The sequence below is a fragment of the Kytococcus schroeteri genome, from assembly GCF_042433515.1.
Lineage (GTDB): Bacteria > Actinomycetota > Actinomycetes > Actinomycetales > Dermatophilaceae > Kytococcus > Kytococcus schroeteri.
In genome coordinates this window covers 35,936-56,942 of record NZ_JBHLVH010000001.1, presented here as the reverse complement: position 1 = coordinate 56,942, position 21,007 = coordinate 35,936, and the positions used below count along the sequence as shown (strand labels likewise).

The window sequence follows — 21,007 nt, the reverse complement described above, 5'->3', positions numbered from 1 at the left end:
CTTCGCCCCCGTGGAGATCGACCCGGCTGCCTACGACGCCATCCGGACCGCCGTGGCCAAGGGCATCCACGTGGTGGAGCCCGCCGGCAACGGCGCCCAGAACCTGGACTCGTCCTGCTACGGCGGCACCGCCTTCCCCGGCGGCCGCGGCGACTCCGGCGCCATCATCGTGGGCGCCGGCGCCAGTTCCCGCTCGGGCCGGACCCCCGGCTCGCGCCTCAGCTACTCCACCTACGGCTCGCGCGTGAACGTGCAGGGCTGGGGCGAGATGGTCACCACCGCCGGCTACGGCGACCTGCAGGGCGGGTACGCCAGCACCCAGTACACGGACGTGTTCTCCGGCACCTCCTCGGCCTCCCCCATCGTGACCGGCGCCGTGGCCCTGGTGTCCTCCGTGGCCCAGCAGAAGGGCGTCTCGCTCACCCCGGCGCAGATGCGCTCCCTCCTGGTGAAGACGGGCACCCCGCAGAAGGGCTCCGGCGGCCACATCGGCCCGTTGCCCAACGTGCTCGCGGCGGTCAACAGCCTGGGCGAGGGGACCGACCCGGACCCGGGCACCGACCCGGAGCCCACCGGCTGCACGGGCCTGGCCTCCACCACCGGCGCCCTCTCCGGCCAGGGAGACCGCGACATCCTGCCCAACGGGTCGTGGTTCCGGACCACGTCGGCCTCCACGCAGCACGCCTGCCTGAAGGCCGACGGCGAGTTCGCCCTGTACCTGCAGAAGTGGAACGGCGCCAGCTGGGACTACGTGGCCAAGTCCACCAGCCGCACCGGCACCGAGGAGATCACCTACTCCGCCGGCGCCGGCTACTACCGCTGGATGGTCTACTCCTGGGCCGGCAGCGGCAACTACAGCCTGCTGGCCACCGGCCTCTGAACAGCCCCTCCCGCCGATGCCGGGGCCCGGGTCGCGTGACCCGGGCCCCGGCACGCGCCTCGCCCTACGCCTCGCCCTCGAGCCGGCGCCGCTGCTGGCGCGCCTTGGCCCGGTCACCGGGGCGGCCGCGCTCCTCGAGGTGGGCCGACACCCGCTGGCGGTGCTCGGCCGGCTTCTCGTCGTCGTACTTGAACTTGGCCACCACCTCGCGCACGGGCAGCCGCAGCGCGGTGATGGCGGGCAGCATCCGGGCGTAGGGGCCACCCTCGGCGGTCACCGGGGCGCTGCCACCCTCGGGCTGCAGGTCGGCGAACTGGTGGGTGAGCACCTCGGCCTTCCCGGCCGGGTCGTCCACCACCTGCACGCCGCAGCGGAACTGCACGCTGGCGTAGTAGCTGGTGGGCACGCCGTGCTCGGAGGGAACGTCCGGCGCCGCCCGCCACGGACCGGGCACGTAGGCCACGGCCCCGGTCACCACGAAGCGCACCTCGCCGTGCTCCTCCAGGTGCTCGAACACCGGGTTGACGCGGGCCAGGTGCAGCACGAGCTCGTCGCCGGTGCCCTCGCCGCCGCCCTCCCCCTCGGCGCCGGTGAGCAGCGTGGCGTGCGTGGGCACCACCACCGGGGCGCCGTCCGGGTCGGTGTTGTTCACGGCGAGCACGCCGAACAGCTCGGGGCCGTCCAGCCACTCACGCCACTCGCCCTCGTCGCGGGCGGCGTCCTGCGGGAAGACGAGCATCAGACCTCCTCGGGGTCGGCGGTGGGGGACGCCTCCACGGCGGTGCTGCTGCGGTAGGCGCCCGGCAGCAGGTCGCCGACCTCCACCGAGACCGGCGGGCCCCCGTCGGGCCCGGGGACCACCACGCGGCATCCGGGGTGGTGGTCCACGAGCACCTGCCGGTCGCGCCCGCACAGCGCGAGCACGCCCCGCCCCAGGTCGCCCACGGCCACGATGGCGGCCACCTCCCGCGCCCCGTTGGCCCGCGCCGCGCCCAGGGCCACGAGCTCGGCGCACGGGCCACCGGTGAAGTGGTACAGGTTCACTCCCGTGTGCACGCTGCCCCCACCGTCGAGCACCGCGGCGCCCACGGTGTGCAGGCCGTCGGCCTCGGGGTCGGTGCGGTCGGTGGCGGCGTCGATGGTGCGCGTGGCCACGGCCAGCAGCTCCTGCTCGGAGGCGTCCAGGGGCCGGGCGGTGGGGAAGGTCATGGACCCCAGCGTAGGCGCACACCCGGTGCCACCGGGCTGCGCGACCAGAGGGAAAACGCACCCTTTCATGGGCTTTCCGTGACCCGGGCCGCGCTACCTTCGCAGGGCGTGAGAACAGCGCTCCCCCATCAGTTTCCAGCGAACGGAGAACTCTCGTGACCCCCACCTCGCGCGGTCCCCACCGCCTGCTCGCCCTCGCACCGGTGACCGCCGGCACCCTGTTGCTCACCGCCCTGGCGCCGATGACGGCCACGGCCGGCAGCACCGAGTACAGCGCCCCGCTGACCCAGGCGGTGGAGGAGCTGCCCGTGGCCGCCGAGGACAACGCCGGCTACGACCGCAAGAAGCACTTCGGCTCCTGGAAGGACGAGGACGGCGACTGCCAGAACGCCCGCGCCGAGGTGCTCATCGAGGAGAGCAGCACCGAGGTCACCTTCACCAACGAGAAGGAGTGCACGGTGGACGGCGGCACGTGGACCACCACCTGGGACGGCGTGGTGCACCGCAAGGCCTCCGAGACACAGATCGACCACACCGTGCCGCTCCACGAGGCGTGGGGCTCCGGCGCACAGGAGTGGGAGGACACCCGCCGCAAGGCCTACGCCAACGACCTCGGCGACGAGCGCCTCCTCACCGCGCAGACCGGCGCGCTGAACACCGAGAAGGGCTCCAAGGGTCCCGAGGAGTGGCTGCCGCCGAAGGACCAGTGCACCTACGTGGCCGACTGGACCGCCATGAAGGTGCGCTGGGGCCTCACGGTGGACGAGGCGGAGAAGGCGAAGATGGCCGAGATGGCGGCCTCCTGCCCGGAGACCACCATCACCGTCACCGTCGTGTGACAGCCGCGTGCCCGGGCCCGCCCACGCGGGCCAGGGCACGGCTCACCGCCGCGGGATGTTGCGCATGTTGGAGCGGGCCATCGACACCGCCTCGCCTACGCCGCCGTTGAGCACGATCTTGCTCATGGCGGTGGCGAAGCCGAACACCTGGTCACTGGTGATCTTGGGAGGCAGCGAGAGCGCGTTCGGGTCGGTGACCACGTCCACCAGACTCGGCCCACGGTGGGCCAGGGCCTCGCGGTAGGCCGCCTCCAGGTCGCGCGGGTCCTCCACGCGCCAGGTGCGCCACCCCATCGCGCCGGCGATGGCCGCGTAGTCCGTGGCCGGCACGTCGGTGCCGAAGCTGGGCAGCTCGTCCACGAGCATCTCGAGCTTCACCATGCCCAGCGTGGAGTTGTTGAAGACCACCGCCGTCATCGGCAGGTCGTAGGTCACCGGGGTGAGCAGGTCGCCCAGCAGCATCGAGAGGCCGCCGTCGCCGCACATGGCCACCACCTGACGCTCCCGGTCGGCCAGCTGGGCGCCGATGGCGTGGGGCAGCGCGTTGGCCATGGACCCGTGCAGGAACGAGCCGATGAGGCGCCGCGTGCCCAGCGGACGCACGTAGCGGGCGCTCCACACGTTGCACATGCCGGTGTCCGCGGTGACCACGGCGTCGTCGTCCATGAGCTGGTCCAGCAGGTCGGCGGCGTACTCCGGGTGCACGGGCTTCATGTCGAGCACGTCGTGGGTGTAGGCGCCCACCGACTTGGTCATGAGCCGCTCGTGCTTCTCGAGCATCTTCTCCAGGAAGCGGCGGTCAGTCTTGCGCTCCAGCAGCGGCAGCACGGCCTCGACGACGGAGCGCACGTCACCCTGGATGGGCAGGTCCACGTCCGTGCGGCGGCCGATGACGGCGGCGTCGGTGTCGACCTGCACGGTGCGGGTGCCGGGGAGGAACTGGTCGTAGGGGAAGTCCGTACCGAGCATGACCAGCAGGTCGGCGTCCTCGATGCCGGCCGCGGCCGCGCCGTAGCCGAGCAGGCCGGTCATGCCCACGTCGAAGGGGTTGTCGAACTGGATGGCGTCCTTGCCGCGCAGCGAGTGGCCCACCGGGGCGGCCAGGGTGTCGGCCAGCTGCATCACCTCGGCGTGGGCGCCGCGCACTCCCTCGCCGCAGAACAGGGCCACCTTCTCGGCGCGGTTGAGCTCGTCGGCCAGCTCCCGCACGGCGTCCACGGTGGGCACCGTGACGCCCCGGCGCACCGGCACGTACCGGGGTGCCTCGGCCGCCACGTCGAGGTCGGCGATGTCGCCGGGGAGGCTCACCACCGAGACGCTCCGGTTCTGCACGGCGTGGCGGATGGCGGCGTGCACCACCCGCGGCGCCTGCTCGGCGGTGGAGACCAGCTCGCAGTAGTCCGAGCAGTCGGTGAACACGCGGTCGGGGTGGGTCTCCTGGAAGTAGCCCTGACCGATCTGGCTGCTGGGGATGTGGCTGGCCAGCGCCAGCACGGGCGCCCCGGAGCGGTGCGCGTCGTAGAGACCGTTCACCAGGTGGGTGTTGCCCGGGCCGCAGGAGCCGGCGCACACCGCGAGCCTCCCGGTCACCTGGGCCTCGGCGGCCGCCGCGAAGGCGCCCACCTCCTCGTGCCGCACGTGCACCCAGTCGATGCCGCCCTTGGCGGCACCCCCGGTGCGGCGCACCGCATCGACGATGGGGTTGAGGCTGTCGCCCACCACCCCGTAGATCCTGTTGACGCCCGCTTCCACGAGCTGCTGGACGAGCTGTTCCGCGACGTTCTTGGCCATGCGGTCACCGTATTGCGAGAACCCTCGTGCGGCCAGCCAGCGGCCGCACCGACGACTGGACCCCGGCGCCAGGGGGCACCGGGGTCCAGGAGGTCGTCGGGTCAGCAGGCGGCGGACTTGATGTCGTCCTTGGTGCTCCGGTCCTTGTAGGTGCAGGTGTCGAGCACCGCGCCCTTGGGGCTCTTGAGCGTGATCGTGTCGCCGGTGTTGTTCCACACGTAGGAGGTCTTGCCCCAGTAGCGCAGCGTGGTGGAACGCACACCCGCGGTGTTGGTGCCCCGGCCGGTCATGATGCGAACCGTCCCCTTTGCCGGCACCACGGTGGTGGGCAGCCTGTAGGTGAAGCCCATCGCGTCGCGCACCGTGTAACCGGTGATGGTGCGCCGCACGCTGGTGTTGTTGCGCAGCACCACGTACTCGGCGTTGAGGCTGGCGTTGGAGTAGTCGTCGCGCTTGGCCCCGTAGGAGTCGTACACGATCTGCGAGATAGAGACGGGAGGCAGTGCCTCGGCGGCCGGTGCGGAGGTGAGCACGGTGGGGGCAGCGAGAGCGGCCGCGAGCAGGCCCCCCACCAGACGTGCGTGACGGTTCACCCTCCCAGTGTGCCGCATCGGCGTCCGGCTCTCAGCGCAGGACCACCTCACCAGGACTGGGGCAATCCTCAGGCTTCCTTGGTCCGGGCCTGACTGCCCGGCAGACACGATGAGGGCCCCCTTTCAGATCGCACACTGGCCCGAGGAGAGCCCATGTCCCGCTTCCTGACCACCGCCGTCGCGGCCGCCATGGCCGGTGCGCTGAGCGTGCCCGTCGCCGCCGGCGCCACCCAGCACCGTTCCGAGGCCGAGCTCACACCGCGCCTCGCCGCATCGGCCGACTCGGCCCCCTCCGCCCTGCACCCGACGGAGGGCCGCTCGGCCACCCGCATCCAGGTGAAGCTCGCCGAGGGCTCGTCCTCCGCGCTGCGCACCGCCGCGCTCTCCGGCGAGGGCGACTCCCGCGTGGCCGCCCTGAACCGCTCCGGCACCCTGCGTGACGTGCGTCCGATGGTGGACGCCCCCGCCTCCTCGCTGAGGGCCCTCAAGGCCACCGCGGAGCAGCGCTCCGGCGACGAGCAGGCCGACATGTCGCTGTGGCTGGTGGCCGAGGTGGCCCCCGGTGAGATGGCCGACACCCTGGCCCAGCTGAACGCCGACCCGGCCGTGGAGGTGGCCATGGCCGCCCCACTGCCGGTGCAGCCGCCGCGCGCCGGTACGTCGCCGGCCACCCCGCTGGCCGCCCTGCGCACCGACGCCACCGACCCGGTGAACCCGCTGGCCACCCCGGACTTCACCGACCGCCAGACCTACCGTGGCCCGGCGGACGAGCAGGGCATCGAGGCCCTCGCCGCGCACGAGATGCCCGGCGGCAAGGGCAAGAACGTGGCCGTGGCCGACGTGGAGTTCGGCTGGACCATGGACCACGAGGACCTCACCCAGTTGGCCCGGGAGGACGCCCTCATCGCCAACGGCACCCCCTCGTACAGCTACCCTGAGCACGGCACCTCCGTGATGGGCGAGATCATCGGCGACGCCAACGAGTTCGGCGTCACCGGCATCGCCCCGGAGGCCACCGGGTACGTGGCCAACGCGGTGAGCGCCGAGGCCGGCTTCACCCCGGGCGCCGCCATCGCCGGGGCCGCCGAGGTGCTCGAGCCCGGCGACGTGATCCTCCTCGAGCAGCAGCTCACCGGCTGCGGCGGCGGCTTCGCCCCCGTGGAGATCGACCCCGCCGCCTACGACGCCATCAAGACCGCCGTCGCCAAGGGCATCCACGTGGTGGAGGCCGCCGGCAACGGCGCCCAGGACCTCGACGACCCCTGCTACGGCGGCGAGGGCTTCCCCGACGGCAAGGGCGACTCCGGCGCCATCATCGTCGGCGCGGGCGCCAGCTCCCGCAGCGGCCGGACGCCCGGCGAGGTCCTGAGCTACTCCACCTACGGCTCGCGTGTGAACGTGCAGGGCTGGGGCGAGATGGTGGCCAGCGCCGGGTACGGCGACCTGCAGGGTGGCGACGAGACCGTGCAGTACACCGACCAGTTCTCCGGCACCTCCTCGGCCTCCCCCATCGTGACCGGTGCCGTGGCCCTGGTCTCCTCCATCGCGCAGGAGAAGGGCGTGGAGCTCGACCCGGCCGCCATGCGCACACTGCTCATGGAGACCGGCACCCCGCAGGCCGGGAACGACAGCGCGCACATCGGGCCGCTGCCCAACGTGGTCAAGGCCGTCGAGGGACTGGGTTCCGGCTCCGCCGAGTGACCCGATGGTGAAGGGGCCGCTCCCGGTGGAGCGGCCCCTTCGCACCTCGGGGATCTCCCCGCACGGGAAAGGCGTCGGGCACACCGGAAACTTCCGGTGTGCCCGACGCCTTTCCCGTGCCGGCCGGGGTGACGCGAGCGTCCGCGCGGCTCAGCAGGGGCTGCGGTACACGAAGCCCTGCTCGGCCGGGGCGCACACGAACTGCTCGTAGCGCTTGTCACCGTCCACGTGCACCTTGAGGAAGCTGAGGATGCGGCCCTGGATGACCTTGTTGTCCACCAGCCCGGCCCAGTGCGTGCCCGCCAGGTCGGTGAACAGGCCCTTGGTCTCCGAGCCGATGGACTCGTGGATCGGCACCGCGTACTGGCCGGCCGGGGCCACGTTGTCGATCCCCCCGGCGATGGTGAGCGACGGCTCGGTGACGCCCTTGAAGCCCTCCTGGGCCCACGGGTGGATCGGGATGACCGCGTCCTGCTCGGACTCCTGCGCGGCGTAGAGCACGCCGCCACCACCCATCGAGTGGCCCACCAGGGCGGTGCGCTCGGCATCGAGCAGCGGGGCCACGTCGGCATCGGCGGCGAGCGCCTTCTGCGCGCCCAGCGCCGCCTTGCCGCGGGCCTGCGGCTGGCTCATGACGGTGGGGGCCTCGGCCATGAGCACCACGAACCCGTGGGAGGCCAAACGCTTGGCCACGAACTCCATCGCCGACCCGGGCTCGGTGAAGCCGGGCATGGTCACCACGCCACCGAAGGTCTCGCCCTCGGCGCCGTTGGAGGGGTGGAACACGGTGCCGCCGTAGAAGTCCGCGTCCGGGGCGGCCTCCAGCTTCTTGCTGGCCACCTCGTAGGGGCCGTCCACGCCGACCGAGTCCTTGGTCGGGGCCGGGCCGTGCTCGGCGGCGGGCTGCACCTCCTGGGCCGAGAACGCGGCCGGCGCGACCGGGCCGGCGGTCGCGGGGGCGGCCAGGCCGAGGGCCAGACCGGCGGCGAGGACGGTGGTGCGGGTCAGAGAACGCATCATCTGCTCCTGTTGTTGAGGGGAGCCCCCACGCTAGGGAGCCCAGGTGACGCGACCCCCTCCTGCGGGTCAAGGAGCGGTCAGGAGTCCGTACGGGTTGCCGGCAGGCGCAGCTCGTCGTCGGCCAAGGCGTCCACGTCGGCCGGGTCGTGGGTCACCAGGAGCACCGGGCAGGCCAGGCGCTCGAGGGTGGCACGCAGCCAGGTGCGCACCTCGCCGCGGGCGGTGGTGTCCAGGGCCGAGAGGGGCTCGTCGAGCAGGAGGGCGACGGGGTCCGTGGCCAGGGCCCGGGCTACGGCCACCCGCTGGGACTGCCCCCCGGAGAGCTCGGCCGGGCGTCGGGCGGCCAGGTGCTCGATGCCGAGCTCCGCCAGCACCGCATCGGCCCGGGCCTCGGCGGCGCGGCGCCCGGCCCCGCGGACGCTCGGCCCGAAGGCGACGTTCTGCCGCACGGAGAGGTGCCCGAACAGCCGGTGGTCCTGGAAGACCACCCCCACCCGGCGGCGCTCCGGCGGCACGAAGGTGCCGGTGGCGGCGTCGTCCCACACCCGGCCGGCGCAGCGCACGCGGCCGGACGCCACGGCATCGAGACCGGCGACGGCCCGCAGCAGGGAGGTCTTGCCCACCCCGTTGGGGCCCAGCACGGCCAGGGGGCGCCCGGGCTCCACGGCGCAGGTCACGCGCAGGTCCAGCGCGCCGCGGCGGAGGCGGGCGTCCACCTCGAGCGCGGGCGTGGCGTCCGTCATCGGGGCAGCCCCGGGGTCCAGCGGTCGCGCAGGAGCACCAGCACGGTCACGCAGACGGCCAGCAGCACCAGGCTCAGGGCCACGGCGGCCGGCGGGTCGGTCTCGAACGCCCGGTACACGGCGCTCGGCATGGTCTGGGTGACGCCGGGCAGGTTGCCGGCGAAGGTCACCGTGGCGCCGAACTCCCCCAGCGCCCGGGCCCACCCCAGCACCGCCCCGGCCGCGATGCCGGGCCCCAGCGCCGGCAGGGTGATGCGGCGGAAGGTGGTGAGCGGCCCGGCCCCCAGCGTGGCGGCGGCCTCCTCCAGGGCCGTGCCGGTGGAGCGCAGCGCGCCCTCCACGGTGACCACTAGGAAGGGCAGGGCCACGAAGGTCTGCGCCAGCACCACCGCCGCGGCGGTGAAGGGGACCTGCCAGCCCGTGGCCTCGTACAGCCAGCGGCCCACCAGACCGGTGCGGCCGTAGGCCAGGAGGAGCGCCACACCGCCCACCACCGGGGGCAGCACCATCGGCAGCGTCACCACGGCACGCAGCACCCGGAGGGCGGCCGCGCGCACTGGGCGGCCGGGGTGGGTTCCGGCGCGGGCCAGCACCCACGCCAACGGCACCCCCATCGCGAGGCAGAGCAGGGTGGACAGGCTGGCCGTCACCAGCGAGAGGCGCAGTGCGTCGATCACGGCGGGGCGGGCCAGCAGCGCGGGCAGGTCGTGCCACGGGGCGAGCACCACCATCGCCACGAGGGGGGTGAGCAGCAGCAGTGCACCCACCGCCGCGGGCAGCGCGAGCGCCACGGGGGGCCGACGGCGGGCACGGTCGGGGGTCACGGGGTGGTGAACCCGGCCTCGCGCAGCACGGCCCGGCCGCGGTCGGACCGCACGGCGTCGACGAAGGCCCGCGCCAGGGCGGGGTTGGCGGCGTCGGACACCACCGCCAAGGGGTAGTCGGTGGTGGGCGCCTCGGGCAGCGGCACCTCGTCCACGGCGGACCCCGCGGCGCGCACGTCCGTCACGTAGACGAGCCCCGCATCCACCTCGCCGAGGCGCACCTTGGCCAGGGTGGCCTTGACGTCGCGCTCCTGGGTGACCGGGTGGAGCGTGGTGCCGGTGGCGTCGGCAAGCTGCTGGGCTGCCGCACCGCAGGGCACCTCGGGCAGGCAGGTCGCCAGGCGCACGTCCTCGCGGGCCAGGTCCTCCACGCCGTCGATGCCGGCGGGGTTGCCCCGCGGCACGGCGATGGTGAGGCGGTTGCGCGCCACCACGGCGGGTTCCTCCACCGCGCCGGCCTGCACCCCGGTGTCCATGGTGGTGGCCGAGGCGGTGGCGAGCACGTCGGCCGGGGCACCCTGGGTGACCTGCGTGACCAGCGCCGAGGAACCACCGAAGCTCAGGCGCACGTCGGTGCCGGGGTGGTCGCGCTCCACGTCGGCGGCGATCTGCTCGAACGCCTCGGTGAGCGACGCGGCGGCCAGCACGGTCACCTGACCGGTCGGCTCCCCCTCGGCCGGCGCGCCCTCCTCGGTCCCGGGGCCCGGTGCGCCACAGGCGCCGAGGGTCAGGGCAGCCACCACCGCGAGCGCGCCGGTCGGGGCTCCCGCACGGCGCAGGAGGGGGCGGGGTCGGGTACGCATGGCCCGACTGTACGGGCGGGCGTTCCGGGTCCACTCGGCGCAGGGGTGTCCTGTCGCGACCGGTGCCCCGGGTTGAGGCGCCCCGAGTCGCCAGACCCGGGGGTGACTCCGGTTCGCCGGGGTGAGGTCACGTCGTGGGCGGCGTCACCCCCGGACAGGCGGCGTCACCCCCGGGTGCGCACACGGCGAGGGGCCACCGTCGGGTGACGGTGGCCCCTCGCGACGGGGTTGCCGGCGGCTCAGCAGGGGGACTTGTAGGTGAAGCCCTTCTCGGCCGGGGCGCACACGAACTGCTCGTAGCGCGTGTCACCGTCCACGTGCAGCTTGACGAAGCTGAGGATGCGGCCCTGGATGACCTTGTTGTCCACGAGCCCGGCCCAGTGGGTGCCCGCCAGGTCGGTGAACAGGCCCTTGGTCTCCGAGCCGATCGAGGCGTAAATGGGCAGCGTGTACTCCACCATCGGGGCCACGTTGTCGAGCAGGCCGCCGATCGTCAGGGTGGGCTCCTTGACCAGCGGGAAGATGGTCTGGGCCCAGGGGTGGATCGGGATGACAGCGTCCTGCTCGGACATGGCCGCGGCGTGCAGGACCCCGCCACCACCCATCGAGTGGCCCACCAGGGCGGTGCGCTCGGTGTCCATGATCGGGGCCAGGTCCGCGTCGGCGTGCAGCACCTTCTGGGCCGAGAGGACCGCCTGGGCGCGGACCAGTGGGATGCTGAACGGCGTGAGGGCCTCGGCCCGCATCACCACGAAGCCGTGGGAGGCCAGACGCTTGGCCACCAGGTCCATCACGGCACCGGGCTCGAGGAAGCCGGGCATGGTCACGACGGTGCCGTAGGTCTCGCCCTTGCCGGCGTCGGCCGGGTAGTAGATCGTGCCGCCGTAGAAGGACCGCTTCAGGTCGATCGGGGCCTTCTTGCTGGCCACCTTGTACGGACCGTCCACGCCGATGGACTCCTTGGTGGGGGCCGGGCCGTGCTCGACGGAGGCGCTGGCGGCGGGCTGGGCCTGGTCGGCGGTGGTGGCGGTCTGGGCCTGGTCGGCGGTGGCGGCGGTGGCGGCCGGGGCGCCCAGGGCCAGGGTGAGTCCGGCAGCCAGGGCGGTGAGGCGGGTGCGTGCGCGCATCATGTGCTCCTTGTGCGTGAGGGGGGAGGAGGGGTGCCGCCACAGTAGGCGCAACACGCGTGCCGAGTACCCCCATCAGGTCAAGGAACGGTCAGGACTTGGCATGAAGACGGCGCGTCGCCGCGGTCCCCTATGATCGCCGGCAATGAGCCACCACCACGACCACCTGCCCCACGGCGCTGGTACCCACCGTGGGCGGCTCGCCGTGGTCCTGGGCATCACCGCCACGGTCCTCGTGACCGAGCTGGTGGGCGCCTGGGTCTCGGGGTCGGTGGCCCTGCTGGCCGATGCCGGGCACATGCTCACCGACCTCGCCGGCCTGGTCATGGCCTTGGTGGCCGCCCAGCTGGCCCGCCGCCCCGCCACCCCGGAGCGCACCTGGGGCTGGCTGCGCGCGGAGGTGCTCGGCGCCGGCGCGCAGGCCCTGCTGCTGCTCGTGGTGGGCGTGGTGGTGCTGGTCGAGGCCGTGCAGCACCTCGTCTCGCCCGAGCCCGTGGCCCCCGGGGCGATGCTCGTGTTCGGCGCCGTCGGCCTGGTGGGCAACGTCATCGGCCTGCTCGTGCTCGCCGGGGCCCGGGAGGCCAACCTGAATCTCCGGGCCGCCTTCCTGGAGGTGTTCAACGACGCACTCGGGTCGGTGGCCGTGCTCGCCGCGGCCCTCGCGGTGCGGTGGACCGGTTGGGAGCGCGCCGACGCCGTGGCCTCGCTGGTGATCGTGGCCCTCATCGTGCCGCGCACGCTGGTGCTGCTGCGGCAGGTGCTGCGCGTGCTCCTGGAGGCCACGCCCGGCGGCCTGGACCTGGACGAGGTGCGCGCCCACATCGAGGACCTGCCGCACGTCCGCGAGGTGCACGACCTGCACGCCAGCCAGGTGGCCACGGGCGTCCCGGTGCTCACCGCGCACGTGGTGGCCGACGAGTCCTGCTTCCACGACGGCCACATGACCGGCCTGCTCGACCGGGTGCAGGAGTGCCTCCGGGAGGACTTCGGCATCACGCACTCCACCGTGCAGTTCGAACCCCCGGCGCACGCCGGGCACGAGGTCGACGTGCACGCCTGACGGGGGGCGCGCGTCAGGAGGGCGCGCCCAGCACCAGCGCGATGCCCGAGCGCTGGCTCTGCCCGCACTTGCGCAGCACCGACCCCACGTGCGTCTTCACCGTCTTCTCGCTGATGACGAGGCGCTCGGCGATCTGCGCGTTCGTGAGCTGCTCGGAGACGATCAGCTCGGCCACCTCGGCCTCGCGTGGGGTCAGGGGCGACAGCGGGCCGGGCGGGGCCGGCGGCGTCTCGGTGGCCAGTGTGGCCATGCGGGCCTCCAGGAGCTCGCAGAGGCCCACCACCTCCCGCACCCGCTCGGCCACCCCGGCACCGCCGAGGTCGTCGAGCCCCTCCAGCCCGGTGCGCATCCGCCCCACGAGGGCGGTGAGGTCGTGCAGCTGGTCCACGAGGTCGCCCGGGTCGGGCGCCAGCTCGGGGAAGGCACGGTGCAACTCGGTGTCCCGGGGGTCGGTCAGGTCGTGGCCCTCGCGGCCCAGCATCACCGCCAGCGCCTCCACCACGCGCACGTGCTGGTCGGTGAACACGCGCGGCCGCAGGGCGTGGGCGGCCAGCACGCCACGGACCTCGCGCGCCGGGGAGAGGATGGGGGCGCACACGGCGTCACGGGTGGGCTCCCCGGCATCGCCGAACGGGAGGGCCTCCCCCAGCAGGGCCCCCGCGTCCTGGCCGAACACGTACGAGCGCTGGTGGTCACGCACCCACTCGGTGACCGACCCGGGCGGGGAGTCCATCACGTCCGGCCCCTCCAGGCGGTCGCCCTCGATGACGAAGGGCACCACCACGTGGTCCTCGTGGAAGAAGGCGATGACGAGGGCGTCCGTGGGGGTGAGGGTGCGCACGGCGTGGTGCACGCACCGGTACCGGTCCCGCGCCCGGTCGGGTCCGAGCACGGCGAGCCGCCGGGCAGTGCGACGCAGAGCACGGCTCGTCGTCTCGTCCAGGGCCTGGGTGCCGTGCTCGCTGCGCGTCTCGCCGTCCACGGGGGCACCGTACTGAGCCTCGACCACGCGCCGGGCCGCCCCCTCGTCCGTGGAGGGGAGCGGCCCGGCGGGGAGGGACGCGCGATCAACCGGCGCGGCGGGGTGAGGGGTCAGTCAACCACCACGGCGCCGTAGCCGTACACGTCGTGGAACTGGTTGGTCCAGTCGGCACCCACCGAGTGCGGCTCGTTGGCGTCGGGCCCGGACAGCGGGTCGAGCACGGTGTACTTGCCGGAGTCCTTGTCGTACCCGGCCAGCACCACCCAGTGCGAGACCGACTCGGAGGTGGCCAGGTCCTCCTGCCAGTACTTGCCGGCCACCTGGGCGTCACCGAGCACCATCACCGTCTTGCCCTCGCGGGCCGCGGCCTCGGCCTCGTCGGCGGTGGCCACCCAGTGGGTGTCGAAGCCGTAGGCGGCGAAGCCGTTGCGCACCTGCTCGACGTTGGTGTTGCCCGTGGGTGCGGCCCCCATCGTGGCGCGCATGTCGCGCACGGCCTCGGTGGGGTCGGCCGGGTCGCCGCTCCACTTCTCCGGGGTGACGCCCCGGTCGAACAGCGACATGAGCAGCGACACCGGACCGCAGTCGTACCAGGTGCTCACCTGGCTGTTGGCCTGGCGGATGGGCACCAGCTTGCCGGCAGCGGCGTCGACGGAGAAGGGCGAGGCGGTGGCGGCCGGCTGGCTCGGGGCCGCGGCTGCGACCTGCTCGGCGGGGGCCTGTGCCGGGGCGGCCTGGGTGGGGGCGCCGGCGCCCAGCACGAGGGCGCTGCAGGCGGCCAGCCCGGCCAGCGAGGTGGTGAAGCGGGTGTGGGTGTTCATGGTCCTGTCCTCTCGATCGCGGGGTGCGGATCGGCGGGCGGTTGCCTGCCACGGCCTCGACGGTGCCGCACCCGGCGCGGGCGCACCATCGGTCGCGGACCGAGATCTGGACGGCAGGGTCTTAGGACCCTGCCGGTGGACCGCTACCGTCGGCGGCCGAACCGCCGCCGCCGAGCCACCTGGAGGGAGGTCCCCATGCCCACCACGGACGCACGACACCCCGGGCTGATCGCGACCGTCGGGATCCTGCTGGTGGCGGGCCTGGCCGGCCTCGAGGCGACCATCGCCTTCGAGACCTACGCGGTCACCACCTCCCTGCCCTCGGTGGTCGACGCGCTGGCCGCCCCGGCGTGGTACTCAGCCGCCTTCGCGGCCACGCTCATCACCTCCGTGACCGGCATGGTGCTGGCGGGCCCCTGGTGCGACCGCGTCGGCGCCCGGCCACCCCTGCTCACGGCGATCGCCCTGTTCGTCACCGGGGTGCTGATGTGCGCGCTCGCCGGCCACATCGGCGTCTTCGTGCTGGGGCGACTCGTGCAGGGCGTGGGCGTGGGCATGGCCGCGGTGACGGTCTACGCCATCGCCTCGGCCACCGTCCCGCAGGAGCACCACCCGGCGCTGTTCGGGGTGGTCAACGCGGCCTGGGTGGTCCCCTCGCTGGCGGGTCCGGTGGTGTCCGGGCTGCTCACCGAGCACCTCGGGTGGCGCTGGGTCTACGGCAGCGTGGCGGTGGTCGCCGTGCTCTCGGCGGCCGGCCTGCTGGTCGGTCTGCGCGGTCGGGACACACGGCCCGCCGGGGACGGGGACGTGCGCATCCCGTGGGGCTGGGCCGTCGCCGCATCGGCCGCGGTGCTCGCCATGAGCCTCTCGGGCGGCACCCGGAGTGCGTGGAGCCTGCTGGCGCTGGCGCTCTCCACCACCGCGGTCGTCGCCGTCCTGACGCGGCTGCTCCCGCCCGGGACACTGCGGGCCCAGCAGGGGGTTCCGCGGCTGGTCGCGATGCGGAGCCTGCTGGCCGCCTGCGCCTACACCACGGAGACCTACGTCCCGCTCTTCCTCCAGCGGGACCGGGGCGTGCCCATCGTGCTCTCCGGCCTGGCGCTGGCCGGCTCGGCGGTCGGCTGGGCCGTGGGGGCCTGGTGGCAGGCGCGCCCGAGGAGGCCCGGCCCGCCGTCGCTGCTGCCGGCTGCGCTGCTGGTGCTCTGCGGCCCGGTGTCCACCGGCCTGGTGGTCGCGACCGGCTGGGCGTGGTGGCCGGTCTCTGTGGGCGTGGCGCTGGCCGGGGTGGGCATGGGCGTGGCCTACCCACAGATCTCCTCGCAGGCCCTGGCCCTGAGCCCCCGCCGCGAGCACGGCCGGGTCGGGTCGAGCCTCCAGCTGGGTGAGGCCTGCGCGGTCGCGGCCACCCTCGCGCTCGGCGGCGCCGCCCAGGTGCACCTCGGCGACGGTCTCGCGTGGACCTACGCGGGGCTGGCCGGCATCGGCGTGCTCGCGGTGCTGGTGGCGCGCAGCGCGCGGGACCGCCCGGCGGCCTGAGGCACGGGGTCGGGGCCCCTGCATCGAGGCGGTGTGCCCTGGGGACCACCGGCAGGGGTGGCAGGCTGCGGGCATGCCCCGACCGCTCAGCATCCCGCTCGAGGAGGGCCGCCGCGCCTTCCTCGAGGCCCTCCAGACGTTCCGGGCCGGGTGCGACTCGCTGGACGACCTCGCCCTGCTGGCCCCGAGCCGGGCCCAGGGCTGGTCACGTCTGGACTGCATCGTGCACGTGCGCACGGGGCTGCAGGAGATGCTCGCCGGATCGTGCGCGGGCACGCGGGCCCCGGCGGACACCGACGCCGCGTCGTACTGGACGGCCTTCGCCGCACAGGAGGCCGACGACCCCGTGCCCGGGATCTTCGTGACGCGCCGCACGGCATCGGCGTACACCCGCCCGCGCCAAGCGCTGCAGCACCTCGACGAGGTGTGCGCCGGGTGGGAGCACCACGCGCCTGCTCTGCCCGACGGGCGGATCTCCTTCCAGGGGCTGGTGCTCACCACCGGGGACTTCCTGGCCACGTGGGCCGTGGAGCTCGTCGTGCACCAGCTCGACCTGGACCTTGCGGTCGACGCCCCGACCCCGCCGGCCAGCGCGCTGGGGATCGCCCGCCGCACCGTCGAGGCCCTGGGGACCGCGCCCGTCGACGAGCCCGACGACGCCCGGGCCGTGCTGGCCGGCTTCGGACGCTGAGCGATCCTCCCGAGGACTCCCTCCCCCGGTCTACGCTCGCCGCATGCGTGGTGAGTACAAGGTGCCGGGCGGCAAGCTGGTCGCCGTCGAGATCGAGACCGAGGCCGGCGCGACCGGGGACCGCATCAGCCGGGCGTTCGTCTCCGGCGACTTCTTCCTCGAGCCCGACGAGGCCCTGGAGGACATCAACGGCGCCCTGACCGGCCTGCCCACCGACGCCTCCGTGGACGACCTGGCCACTGCCATCCGCCAGCGCCTGGCCGCCGACGTCTCGATGATCGGCTTCTCCCCCGAGGCGGTCGGCATAGCCGTGCGCCGCGCGCTGGGCAAGGCCACGAGCTGGGAGGACCACCGGTTCGACCTCATCGGCCCGGTGAGCATGGACCCGCGCATGCACGTGGCGCTCGACGAGGTGCTGGCCCGCCGGGTGGCGCGCGGCGAGGCCGGCCCGAGCCTGCGCTTCTGGGAGTGGGACAGCCCCCTGGTGGTCATCGGCAGCTTCCAGTCGTACGCCAACGAGATCGACGAGGAGGGGCGCGCCCGCCACGGCATCGACGTGGTGCGCCGCATCACCGGCGGCGGGGCCATGTTCATGGAGCCCGGCAACTGCATCACCTACTCGCTGGTGGTGCCCGAGTCGCTCGTGGAGGGGCTGAGCTTCCAGCGCGCCTACGAGTTCCTCGACGACTGGGTGATGGGGGCGCTCGCCGAGATCGGCATCCGGGCGAAGTACGTGCCGCTCAACGACATCGCCTCCGAGCAGGGCAAGATCGCCGGCGCCGCGCAGCGCCGCCTGGCCGGCGGGGTGGTGCTGCACCACGTGACGATGGCCTACGACATCGATGCCGACAAGATGCTCGAGGTGCTGCGCATCGGCAAGGAGAAGATGTCGGACAAGGGCACGCGCAGCGCCAAGAAGCGCGTGGACCCGATGCGGTCGCAGAGCGGGCTGCCGCGCGAGGAGATCATCGACGGCTTCATGCGCTTCTTCGAGGGCCGCTACGACACCACGCGCCGCACCTACACGCAGGACGAGCTGGACGCCGCACGCGAGCTGGTGGAGACCAAGTTCAGCACCCCGGAGTGGACCCGCCGCATCCCGTGACGGGCGGGCCGTCCGGGTCCCCGCCGGCCGGCGCGGCTCAGCCCTGCGGACCGGCCCAGCCCTCGGGCACCACGCCCTGGCGCACGCGCTGCGGGTGGTCGCCCACGGCCACGCTGCCCACCTTCTTGCCGGTGGCGAAGTCGATGGCGGTCACCGCATCGGCCCCGGACTCCGAGACGATGCAGCGCTGCCCGTTGTTGCTCACCGTGGCGCAGTACGGCTTGCTGGTGGGCACCAGCGGGCCGTGCTCCAGCGTCTGGCGGTCCACCACGGTGGCGTAGTCGTCCATGGTGCCGGCCACGCACAGCTGCTTGCCGTCGGGCTTCATGGTGATGCCGTGGTGGCGCGAGTCGTTCACCCACGTGCTGCGGTCGGCGGGGGTGGCGGGGTTCTCGGGCAGCACCTTCGTGCGGGTGATGCGGTCGGCCTGCACGTCGTACTCCAGGAAGCCGTTGAAGTAGCTCACCTGGAAGTACGCCTTGTCGAACTCCGGCGTGAACGCGATGGGTCGCACGGCGTCGGAGAGCTCCGCGTGGCCGGCGGCGTCCAGGCGGTCGCGCATGTCGATGGTGCGCACCGGCTGGAAGGTCTCGGTGTCCGTGACGGTGATGTAGCGCTTGCCCTTGAGCAGGTCGTTGCGCTGCTGGTCCGGGGCGTCGCTCTTGTTCTCCACGTTGCCGATGGCCATGGTCCACAGCTGCTTGCCGTCGGGGCTGAACACGTTCTCGTGCGGGCGGTCACCGGTCCTGACCTTGCCCTGCACCTTCCCGGTGGCCATGTCCAGCACGTGCACCAGGTTGGCGCTGGAGTCCGAGACGGCGACGCGCGAGCCGTCGGGCGAGAGGGCCATGTGGTCGGCACGGAAGCCGGTCAGCTTGTAGCGCCAGGCGATCTTGCCGGTGACGGTGTCGATGGAGACGACGTCGCGGAAGCTCGGGCGGGAGACCACCACGTGGCGGCCGTCCTTGGCGGAGTACACGTCGTCCACGAGCTGGTCGTGGCCCTCGCCCGCGGTGTGGCGGATGTAGAGGAACACCGGCCAGTGGATGGGGTTGAACGCGATCTCGGTGAGGCGCTGGTGGTAGTCCGGCACGGCGTTGATGCGGCCGAGGCGGCGCATCTGCCCCTCGTCCTCCACCACATCGATGGTGCCGTCCCAGTTGTTGCCCACGAAGAGCACGTCCTCGAGCCCACCGGCGGCGGCCGCGCTGGTCGACGCGGTGGACCCACCGGCATCGGGGCCGGCGGCGGTGGCGAGGGTGGTGGGCGCCACCACAGTGGTGGCGGCGAGGCCGGCGACGGCCAGGCGGGTCAGGGTGCGGGGGCTGCGGGTGCGCGCGGACACGGTTCCTCCGAGGGGTGAGGCGCAGGGCGGGACGGGCCCAAGGTAGCCAGCACCCGAGTACCCGGCACAACCTGTCCCGGGATCCATACGGATTCCTGACCATCACGCACACTGGGGGCGTGACGCAGCACCCGGCACCCACCCCATCGACCCCCGCCGGCACCCCCGTGCCCCACCCGGCCGAACGGTCGGTGCAGCTCTCCACCAGCGGGGTCCGCGCACGCCTGGCACCCGCCGAGCACGGGAGCGGCTGGGAGCTGTTCGTGGGGCAGCACGTGCAGAGCCACGTGGACCCTGCCGACCCACTCGAGGTGCGCTACGAGTACCTGCGGCGCATGGCCAACGTGCTCGATGCCGTGGCACACCCCGGTGCGCCGCTGCGGGTGCTGCACCTGGGCGCCGGGGCGCTCACCCTGCCGCGCTATGTGGAGGCCACGCGGCCCGGGTCGGAGCAGGTGGTGGTGGACATCGACCGCGAGCTGGTCTCGTTCGTCACCGAGACCCTGCCGCTGCCCGCCGGCACCGACCTGGAGGTGGTGGTGGGCGACGCCCGCGATGCCGTGGGCCAACTGGTGGCCGCCGGGGAGCAGTTCGCCGTGGTGGTGGTGGACCTGCCCACCGACACTGAGGCGTGCGCCCACCTGGCCGGGCCGGACTTCCACCTCGAGCTGCTGGAACTGCTCGATACCCAGGGGTTGCTCATGACCAACATCGGCACCGAGGACGGGCTGGACTTCCTGGCCGACCAGCTGGAGGTGCTCGACGAGGCCGCCACCACCGAGGGGCACGACGGCGTGTGGACCCTGGCCGACTCCGGGATGCTGGAGCGCCGCACTGCAGGCAACGCGGTACTGGTGGTGGGCCCGCTCGGGGACGGGGTGCGCGAGGCGCTGGTGGCCGCCGGGCCCCACCCGGGCGTGGTGCTGGACCCGGCGGGTTCGCGCGAGCTGACGGAGGCGCTCCGCGACTGAGGAGCGTCGTCCGGGGTGATGTGGTTCACTGACCGCGCCGACCCCAACCCGAGGATCACAGTACTCCAAAACGCTCGTCGCACAAGTCTTTACGCTTTCCTTACCGTGGCCGTCACCGGCCTGACCGCGCCCGCCGCCACTGCGGAATCGGTGGCCGAGGACCGCCGGGAGGCACCCCGCCCCGATGCGGTGGCCCGCCAGCACGGCGTGGACGCCCGGCACGGCGCGCCGATGGGGTGGCGCCTCCGGGACGGCCACGACGCCGCCGGCCCGGCAGCCCCGCAGACCACCCCGGCCGACCCCTTCCGCGCCGAGGCTGCGGTCCCCGGCATGGACGTCAGCGGCCACACGGTGGGCAACGACTGGAAGACCTGGCACGGCAACGGCATCGAGTTCGCGTACATCAAGGCCAGCGAGGGCGACTACCTGCTCAACACCAAGTTCGCCGAGCAGTGGACCGGCGCCACACAGGAGGGCGTGGTGCGCGGCTCGTACCACTTCGCCAACCCCAAGGTGACGGACGGCGCCACCCAGGCCGACTACTTCATCGAGCACGGTGGCGGGTGGACGCCGGACGACCGCACCCTGCCGGGAGCCCTCGACATCGAGTGGAACCCCTACGAGGGCAACGACTGCTACGACAGGACCCCCGCGGAACTGCAGCAGTTCGTGGCCGACTTCGTGGGCCGCTACCAGGAGCGCACCGGCACGCGGCCGATCATCTACACCGCCCGCAGCTGGTGGGATCAGTGCATGGGCAGCAGCCCCTCGTGGCGCTCCACGCCGCTGTGGATCGCCCACTGGACCGACTCCCCGGGACCGCTGCCGGACGCGTGGAAGGGCGTCGAGCACACCATCTGGCAGAACGCCGCGTGGGAGGAGCTCGGGTACGACACCGACCTGTTCAACGGCGACCTGACGGCGCTCAAGGCGTTCGCCACGAACGGCGCCTGAGGGGCCGGCCGG

Annotated in this window: 21 protein-coding genes; 9 read left to right on the top strand and 12 right to left on the bottom strand. The window is 73.4% G+C overall.

Going from position 1 to position 21,007, the window contains the following annotated elements; translation table 11 throughout:
* Positions 1-880 (top strand): S8 family serine peptidase (locus tag ACFFHC_RS00290; RefSeq protein WP_379802506.1); only part of this gene is annotated, 880 nt, incomplete at its 5' end.
* Between the two features lie 64 nt (positions 881-944).
* On the opposite strand, the gene ACFFHC_RS00285 is transcribed toward ACFFHC_RS00290, so the two are convergent.
* Entirely contained in the window at positions 945-1,619 is a 675-nt protein-coding gene (locus tag ACFFHC_RS00285; RefSeq protein ID WP_379802505.1) for an FMN-binding negative transcriptional regulator, read from the bottom strand.
* The gene (locus ACFFHC_RS00280) at positions 1,619-2,089 is read right to left on the bottom strand and encodes a cytidine deaminase family protein (protein ID WP_070705532.1); all 471 of its coding nucleotides are present in this window, start codon (positions 2,087-2,089) and stop codon (positions 1,619-1,621) included. The genes ACFFHC_RS00285 and ACFFHC_RS00280 overlap by 1 nt, the downstream gene beginning before the upstream one ends.
* Before the next feature lie 155 nt (positions 2,090-2,244).
* On the opposite strand from ACFFHC_RS00280, the gene ACFFHC_RS00275 reads away from it, so the two are divergent.
* A complete protein-coding gene (locus tag ACFFHC_RS00275; RefSeq protein ID WP_379802504.1) occupies positions 2,245-2,928 on the top strand; it encodes an HNH endonuclease family protein in 684 nt (227 codons plus the stop codon).
* A gap of 42 nt (positions 2,929-2,970) precedes the next feature.
* On the opposite strand, the gene ACFFHC_RS00270 is transcribed toward ACFFHC_RS00275, so the two are convergent.
* Positions 2,971-4,719 carry a pyruvate dehydrogenase gene (locus ACFFHC_RS00270; RefSeq protein WP_379802503.1) on the bottom strand — a complete coding sequence of 583 codons (1,749 nt, stop codon included), beginning with the start codon at positions 4,717-4,719 and terminating at the stop codon, positions 2,971-2,973.
* Between the two features lie 101 nt (positions 4,720-4,820).
* On the bottom strand, positions 4,821-5,312 hold the full coding sequence (locus ACFFHC_RS00265) for a lamin tail domain-containing protein (protein ID WP_168168488.1): 492 nt from the start codon (positions 5,310-5,312) through the stop codon (positions 4,821-4,823).
* Positions 5,313-5,465: 153 nt separating this feature from the next.
* Here ACFFHC_RS00265 and ACFFHC_RS00260 point away from each other — a divergent pair, with 153 nt between their 5' ends.
* The gene (locus ACFFHC_RS00260; RefSeq protein ID WP_141494381.1) at positions 5,466-7,013 is read left to right on the top strand and encodes a S8 family serine peptidase; all 1,548 of its coding nucleotides are present in this window, start codon (positions 5,466-5,468) and stop codon (positions 7,011-7,013) included.
* A gap of 150 nt (positions 7,014-7,163) precedes the next feature.
* Here ACFFHC_RS00260 and ACFFHC_RS00255 read toward each other — a convergent pair whose 3' ends face one another.
* The 5 genes from ACFFHC_RS00255 to ACFFHC_RS00235 form a co-directional block, all read right to left on the bottom strand.
* Complete coding sequence (locus ACFFHC_RS00255; protein WP_379802502.1) at positions 7,164-8,030, bottom strand: dienelactone hydrolase family protein; 867 nt, start codon at positions 8,028-8,030, stop codon at positions 7,164-7,166.
* Between the two features lie 80 nt (positions 8,031-8,110).
* The gene (locus ACFFHC_RS00250) at positions 8,111-8,776 is read right to left on the bottom strand and encodes an ATP-binding cassette domain-containing protein (protein WP_379802501.1); all 666 of its coding nucleotides are present in this window, start codon (positions 8,774-8,776) and stop codon (positions 8,111-8,113) included.
* Complete coding sequence (locus ACFFHC_RS00245; RefSeq protein WP_379802500.1) at positions 8,773-9,600, bottom strand: ABC transporter permease; 828 nt, start codon at positions 9,598-9,600, stop codon at positions 8,773-8,775. The genes ACFFHC_RS00250 and ACFFHC_RS00245 overlap by 4 nt, the downstream gene beginning before the upstream one ends.
* The gene (gene modA, locus ACFFHC_RS00240) at positions 9,597-10,403 is read right to left on the bottom strand and encodes a molybdate ABC transporter substrate-binding protein (RefSeq protein ID WP_379802499.1); all 807 of its coding nucleotides are present in this window, start codon (positions 10,401-10,403) and stop codon (positions 9,597-9,599) included. Before modA ends, ACFFHC_RS00245 begins: the two co-directional genes overlap by 4 nt.
* Before the next feature lie 239 nt (positions 10,404-10,642).
* Entirely contained in the window at positions 10,643-11,530 is an 888-nt protein-coding gene (locus tag ACFFHC_RS00235) for a dienelactone hydrolase family protein (RefSeq protein ID WP_070705740.1), read from the bottom strand.
* Positions 11,531-11,675: 145 nt separating this feature from the next.
* On the opposite strand from ACFFHC_RS00235, the gene ACFFHC_RS00230 reads away from it, so the two are divergent.
* Entirely contained in the window at positions 11,676-12,590 is a 915-nt protein-coding gene (locus tag ACFFHC_RS00230) for a cation diffusion facilitator family transporter (RefSeq protein ID WP_070705741.1), read from the top strand.
* 13 nt (positions 12,591-12,603) lie between these two features.
* On the opposite strand, the gene ACFFHC_RS00225 is transcribed toward ACFFHC_RS00230, so the two are convergent.
* Positions 12,604-13,572, bottom strand: coding sequence for a LuxR C-terminal-related transcriptional regulator (locus ACFFHC_RS00225; RefSeq protein WP_202816741.1), 969 nt, complete (start codon positions 13,570-13,572; stop codon positions 12,604-12,606).
* 110 nt (positions 13,573-13,682) lie between these two features.
* On the bottom strand, positions 13,683-14,393 hold the full coding sequence (locus tag ACFFHC_RS00220) for a C39 family peptidase (RefSeq protein WP_070705743.1): 711 nt from the start codon (positions 14,391-14,393) through the stop codon (positions 13,683-13,685).
* Between the two features lie 195 nt (positions 14,394-14,588).
* Here ACFFHC_RS00220 and ACFFHC_RS00215 point away from each other — a divergent pair, with 195 nt between their 5' ends.
* From ACFFHC_RS00215 to lplAB, 3 genes are all read left to right on the top strand, one after another.
* Positions 14,589-15,929, top strand: coding sequence for an MFS transporter (locus ACFFHC_RS00215; protein WP_141494379.1), 1,341 nt, complete (start codon positions 14,589-14,591; stop codon positions 15,927-15,929).
* 73 nt (positions 15,930-16,002) lie between these two features.
* Positions 16,003-16,620: a maleylpyruvate isomerase N-terminal domain-containing protein gene (locus ACFFHC_RS00210; RefSeq protein WP_141494378.1), complete on the top strand. Its 618-nt coding sequence runs from the start codon at positions 16,003-16,005 to the stop codon at positions 16,618-16,620.
* Between the two features lie 43 nt (positions 16,621-16,663).
* Positions 16,664-17,725: a lipoate-protein ligase LplAB gene (lplAB, locus tag ACFFHC_RS00205; RefSeq protein WP_141494377.1), complete on the top strand. Its 1,062-nt coding sequence runs from the start codon at positions 16,664-16,666 to the stop codon at positions 17,723-17,725.
* A gap of 37 nt (positions 17,726-17,762) precedes the next feature.
* Here lplAB and ACFFHC_RS00200 read toward each other — a convergent pair whose 3' ends face one another.
* Complete coding sequence (locus ACFFHC_RS00200; protein ID WP_379802495.1) at positions 17,763-19,070, bottom strand: YncE family protein; 1,308 nt, start codon at positions 19,068-19,070, stop codon at positions 17,763-17,765.
* A 119-nt stretch (positions 19,071-19,189) separates the two neighbouring features.
* Here ACFFHC_RS00200 and ACFFHC_RS00195 point away from each other — a divergent pair, with 119 nt between their 5' ends.
* Together ACFFHC_RS00195 and ACFFHC_RS00190 are read left to right on the top strand one after the other, a co-directional pair.
* Positions 19,190-20,041, top strand: a complete 852-nt coding sequence (locus ACFFHC_RS00195) for a spermidine synthase (RefSeq protein ID WP_379802494.1) — start codon at positions 19,190-19,192, stop codon at positions 20,039-20,041.
* Positions 20,042-20,146: 105 nt separating this feature from the next.
* On the top strand, positions 20,147-20,995 hold the full coding sequence (locus tag ACFFHC_RS00190; RefSeq protein ID WP_379802492.1) for a GH25 family lysozyme: 849 nt from the start codon (positions 20,147-20,149) through the stop codon (positions 20,993-20,995).
* The last annotated feature ends 12 nt before the right edge of the window (positions 20,996-21,007 follow it).

Coding starts and splice junctions, on each gene's coding strand:
- lplAB (WP_141494377.1), top strand. CDS start 16,664: ATGCGTGGTGAGTACAAGGTGCCGGGCGGCAAGCTGGTCGCCGTCGAG.
- ACFFHC_RS00280 (WP_070705532.1), bottom strand. CDS start 2,089: ATGACCTTCCCCACCGCCCGGCCCCTGGACGCCTCCGAGCAGGAGCTG.
- modA (WP_379802499.1), bottom strand. CDS start 10,403: ATGCGTACCCGACCCCGCCCCCTCCTGCGCCGTGCGGGAGCCCCGACC.
- ACFFHC_RS00270 (WP_379802503.1), bottom strand. CDS start 4,719: ATGGCCAAGAACGTCGCGGAACAGCTCGTCCAGCAGCTCGTGGAAGCG.
- ACFFHC_RS00215 (WP_141494379.1), top strand. CDS start 14,589: ATGCCCACCACGGACGCACGACACCCCGGGCTGATCGCGACCGTCGGG.
- ACFFHC_RS00220 (WP_070705743.1), bottom strand. CDS start 14,393: ATGAACACCCACACCCGCTTCACCACCTCGCTGGCCGGGCTGGCCGCC.
- ACFFHC_RS00255 (WP_379802502.1), bottom strand. CDS start 8,030: ATGCGTTCTCTGACCCGCACCACCGTCCTCGCCGCCGGTCTGGCCCTC.
- ACFFHC_RS00210 (WP_141494378.1), top strand. CDS start 16,003: ATGCCCCGACCGCTCAGCATCCCGCTCGAGGAGGGCCGCCGCGCCTTC.
- ACFFHC_RS00285 (WP_379802505.1), bottom strand. CDS start 1,619: ATGCTCGTCTTCCCGCAGGACGCCGCCCGCGACGAGGGCGAGTGGCGT.
- ACFFHC_RS00250 (WP_379802501.1), bottom strand. CDS start 8,776: ATGACGGACGCCACGCCCGCGCTCGAGGTGGACGCCCGCCTCCGCCGC.
- ACFFHC_RS00230 (WP_070705741.1), top strand. CDS start 11,676: ATGAGCCACCACCACGACCACCTGCCCCACGGCGCTGGTACCCACCGT.
- ACFFHC_RS00260 (WP_141494381.1), top strand. CDS start 5,466: ATGTCCCGCTTCCTGACCACCGCCGTCGCGGCCGCCATGGCCGGTGCG.
- ACFFHC_RS00235 (WP_070705740.1), bottom strand. CDS start 11,530: ATGCGCGCACGCACCCGCCTCACCGCCCTGGCTGCCGGACTCACCCTG.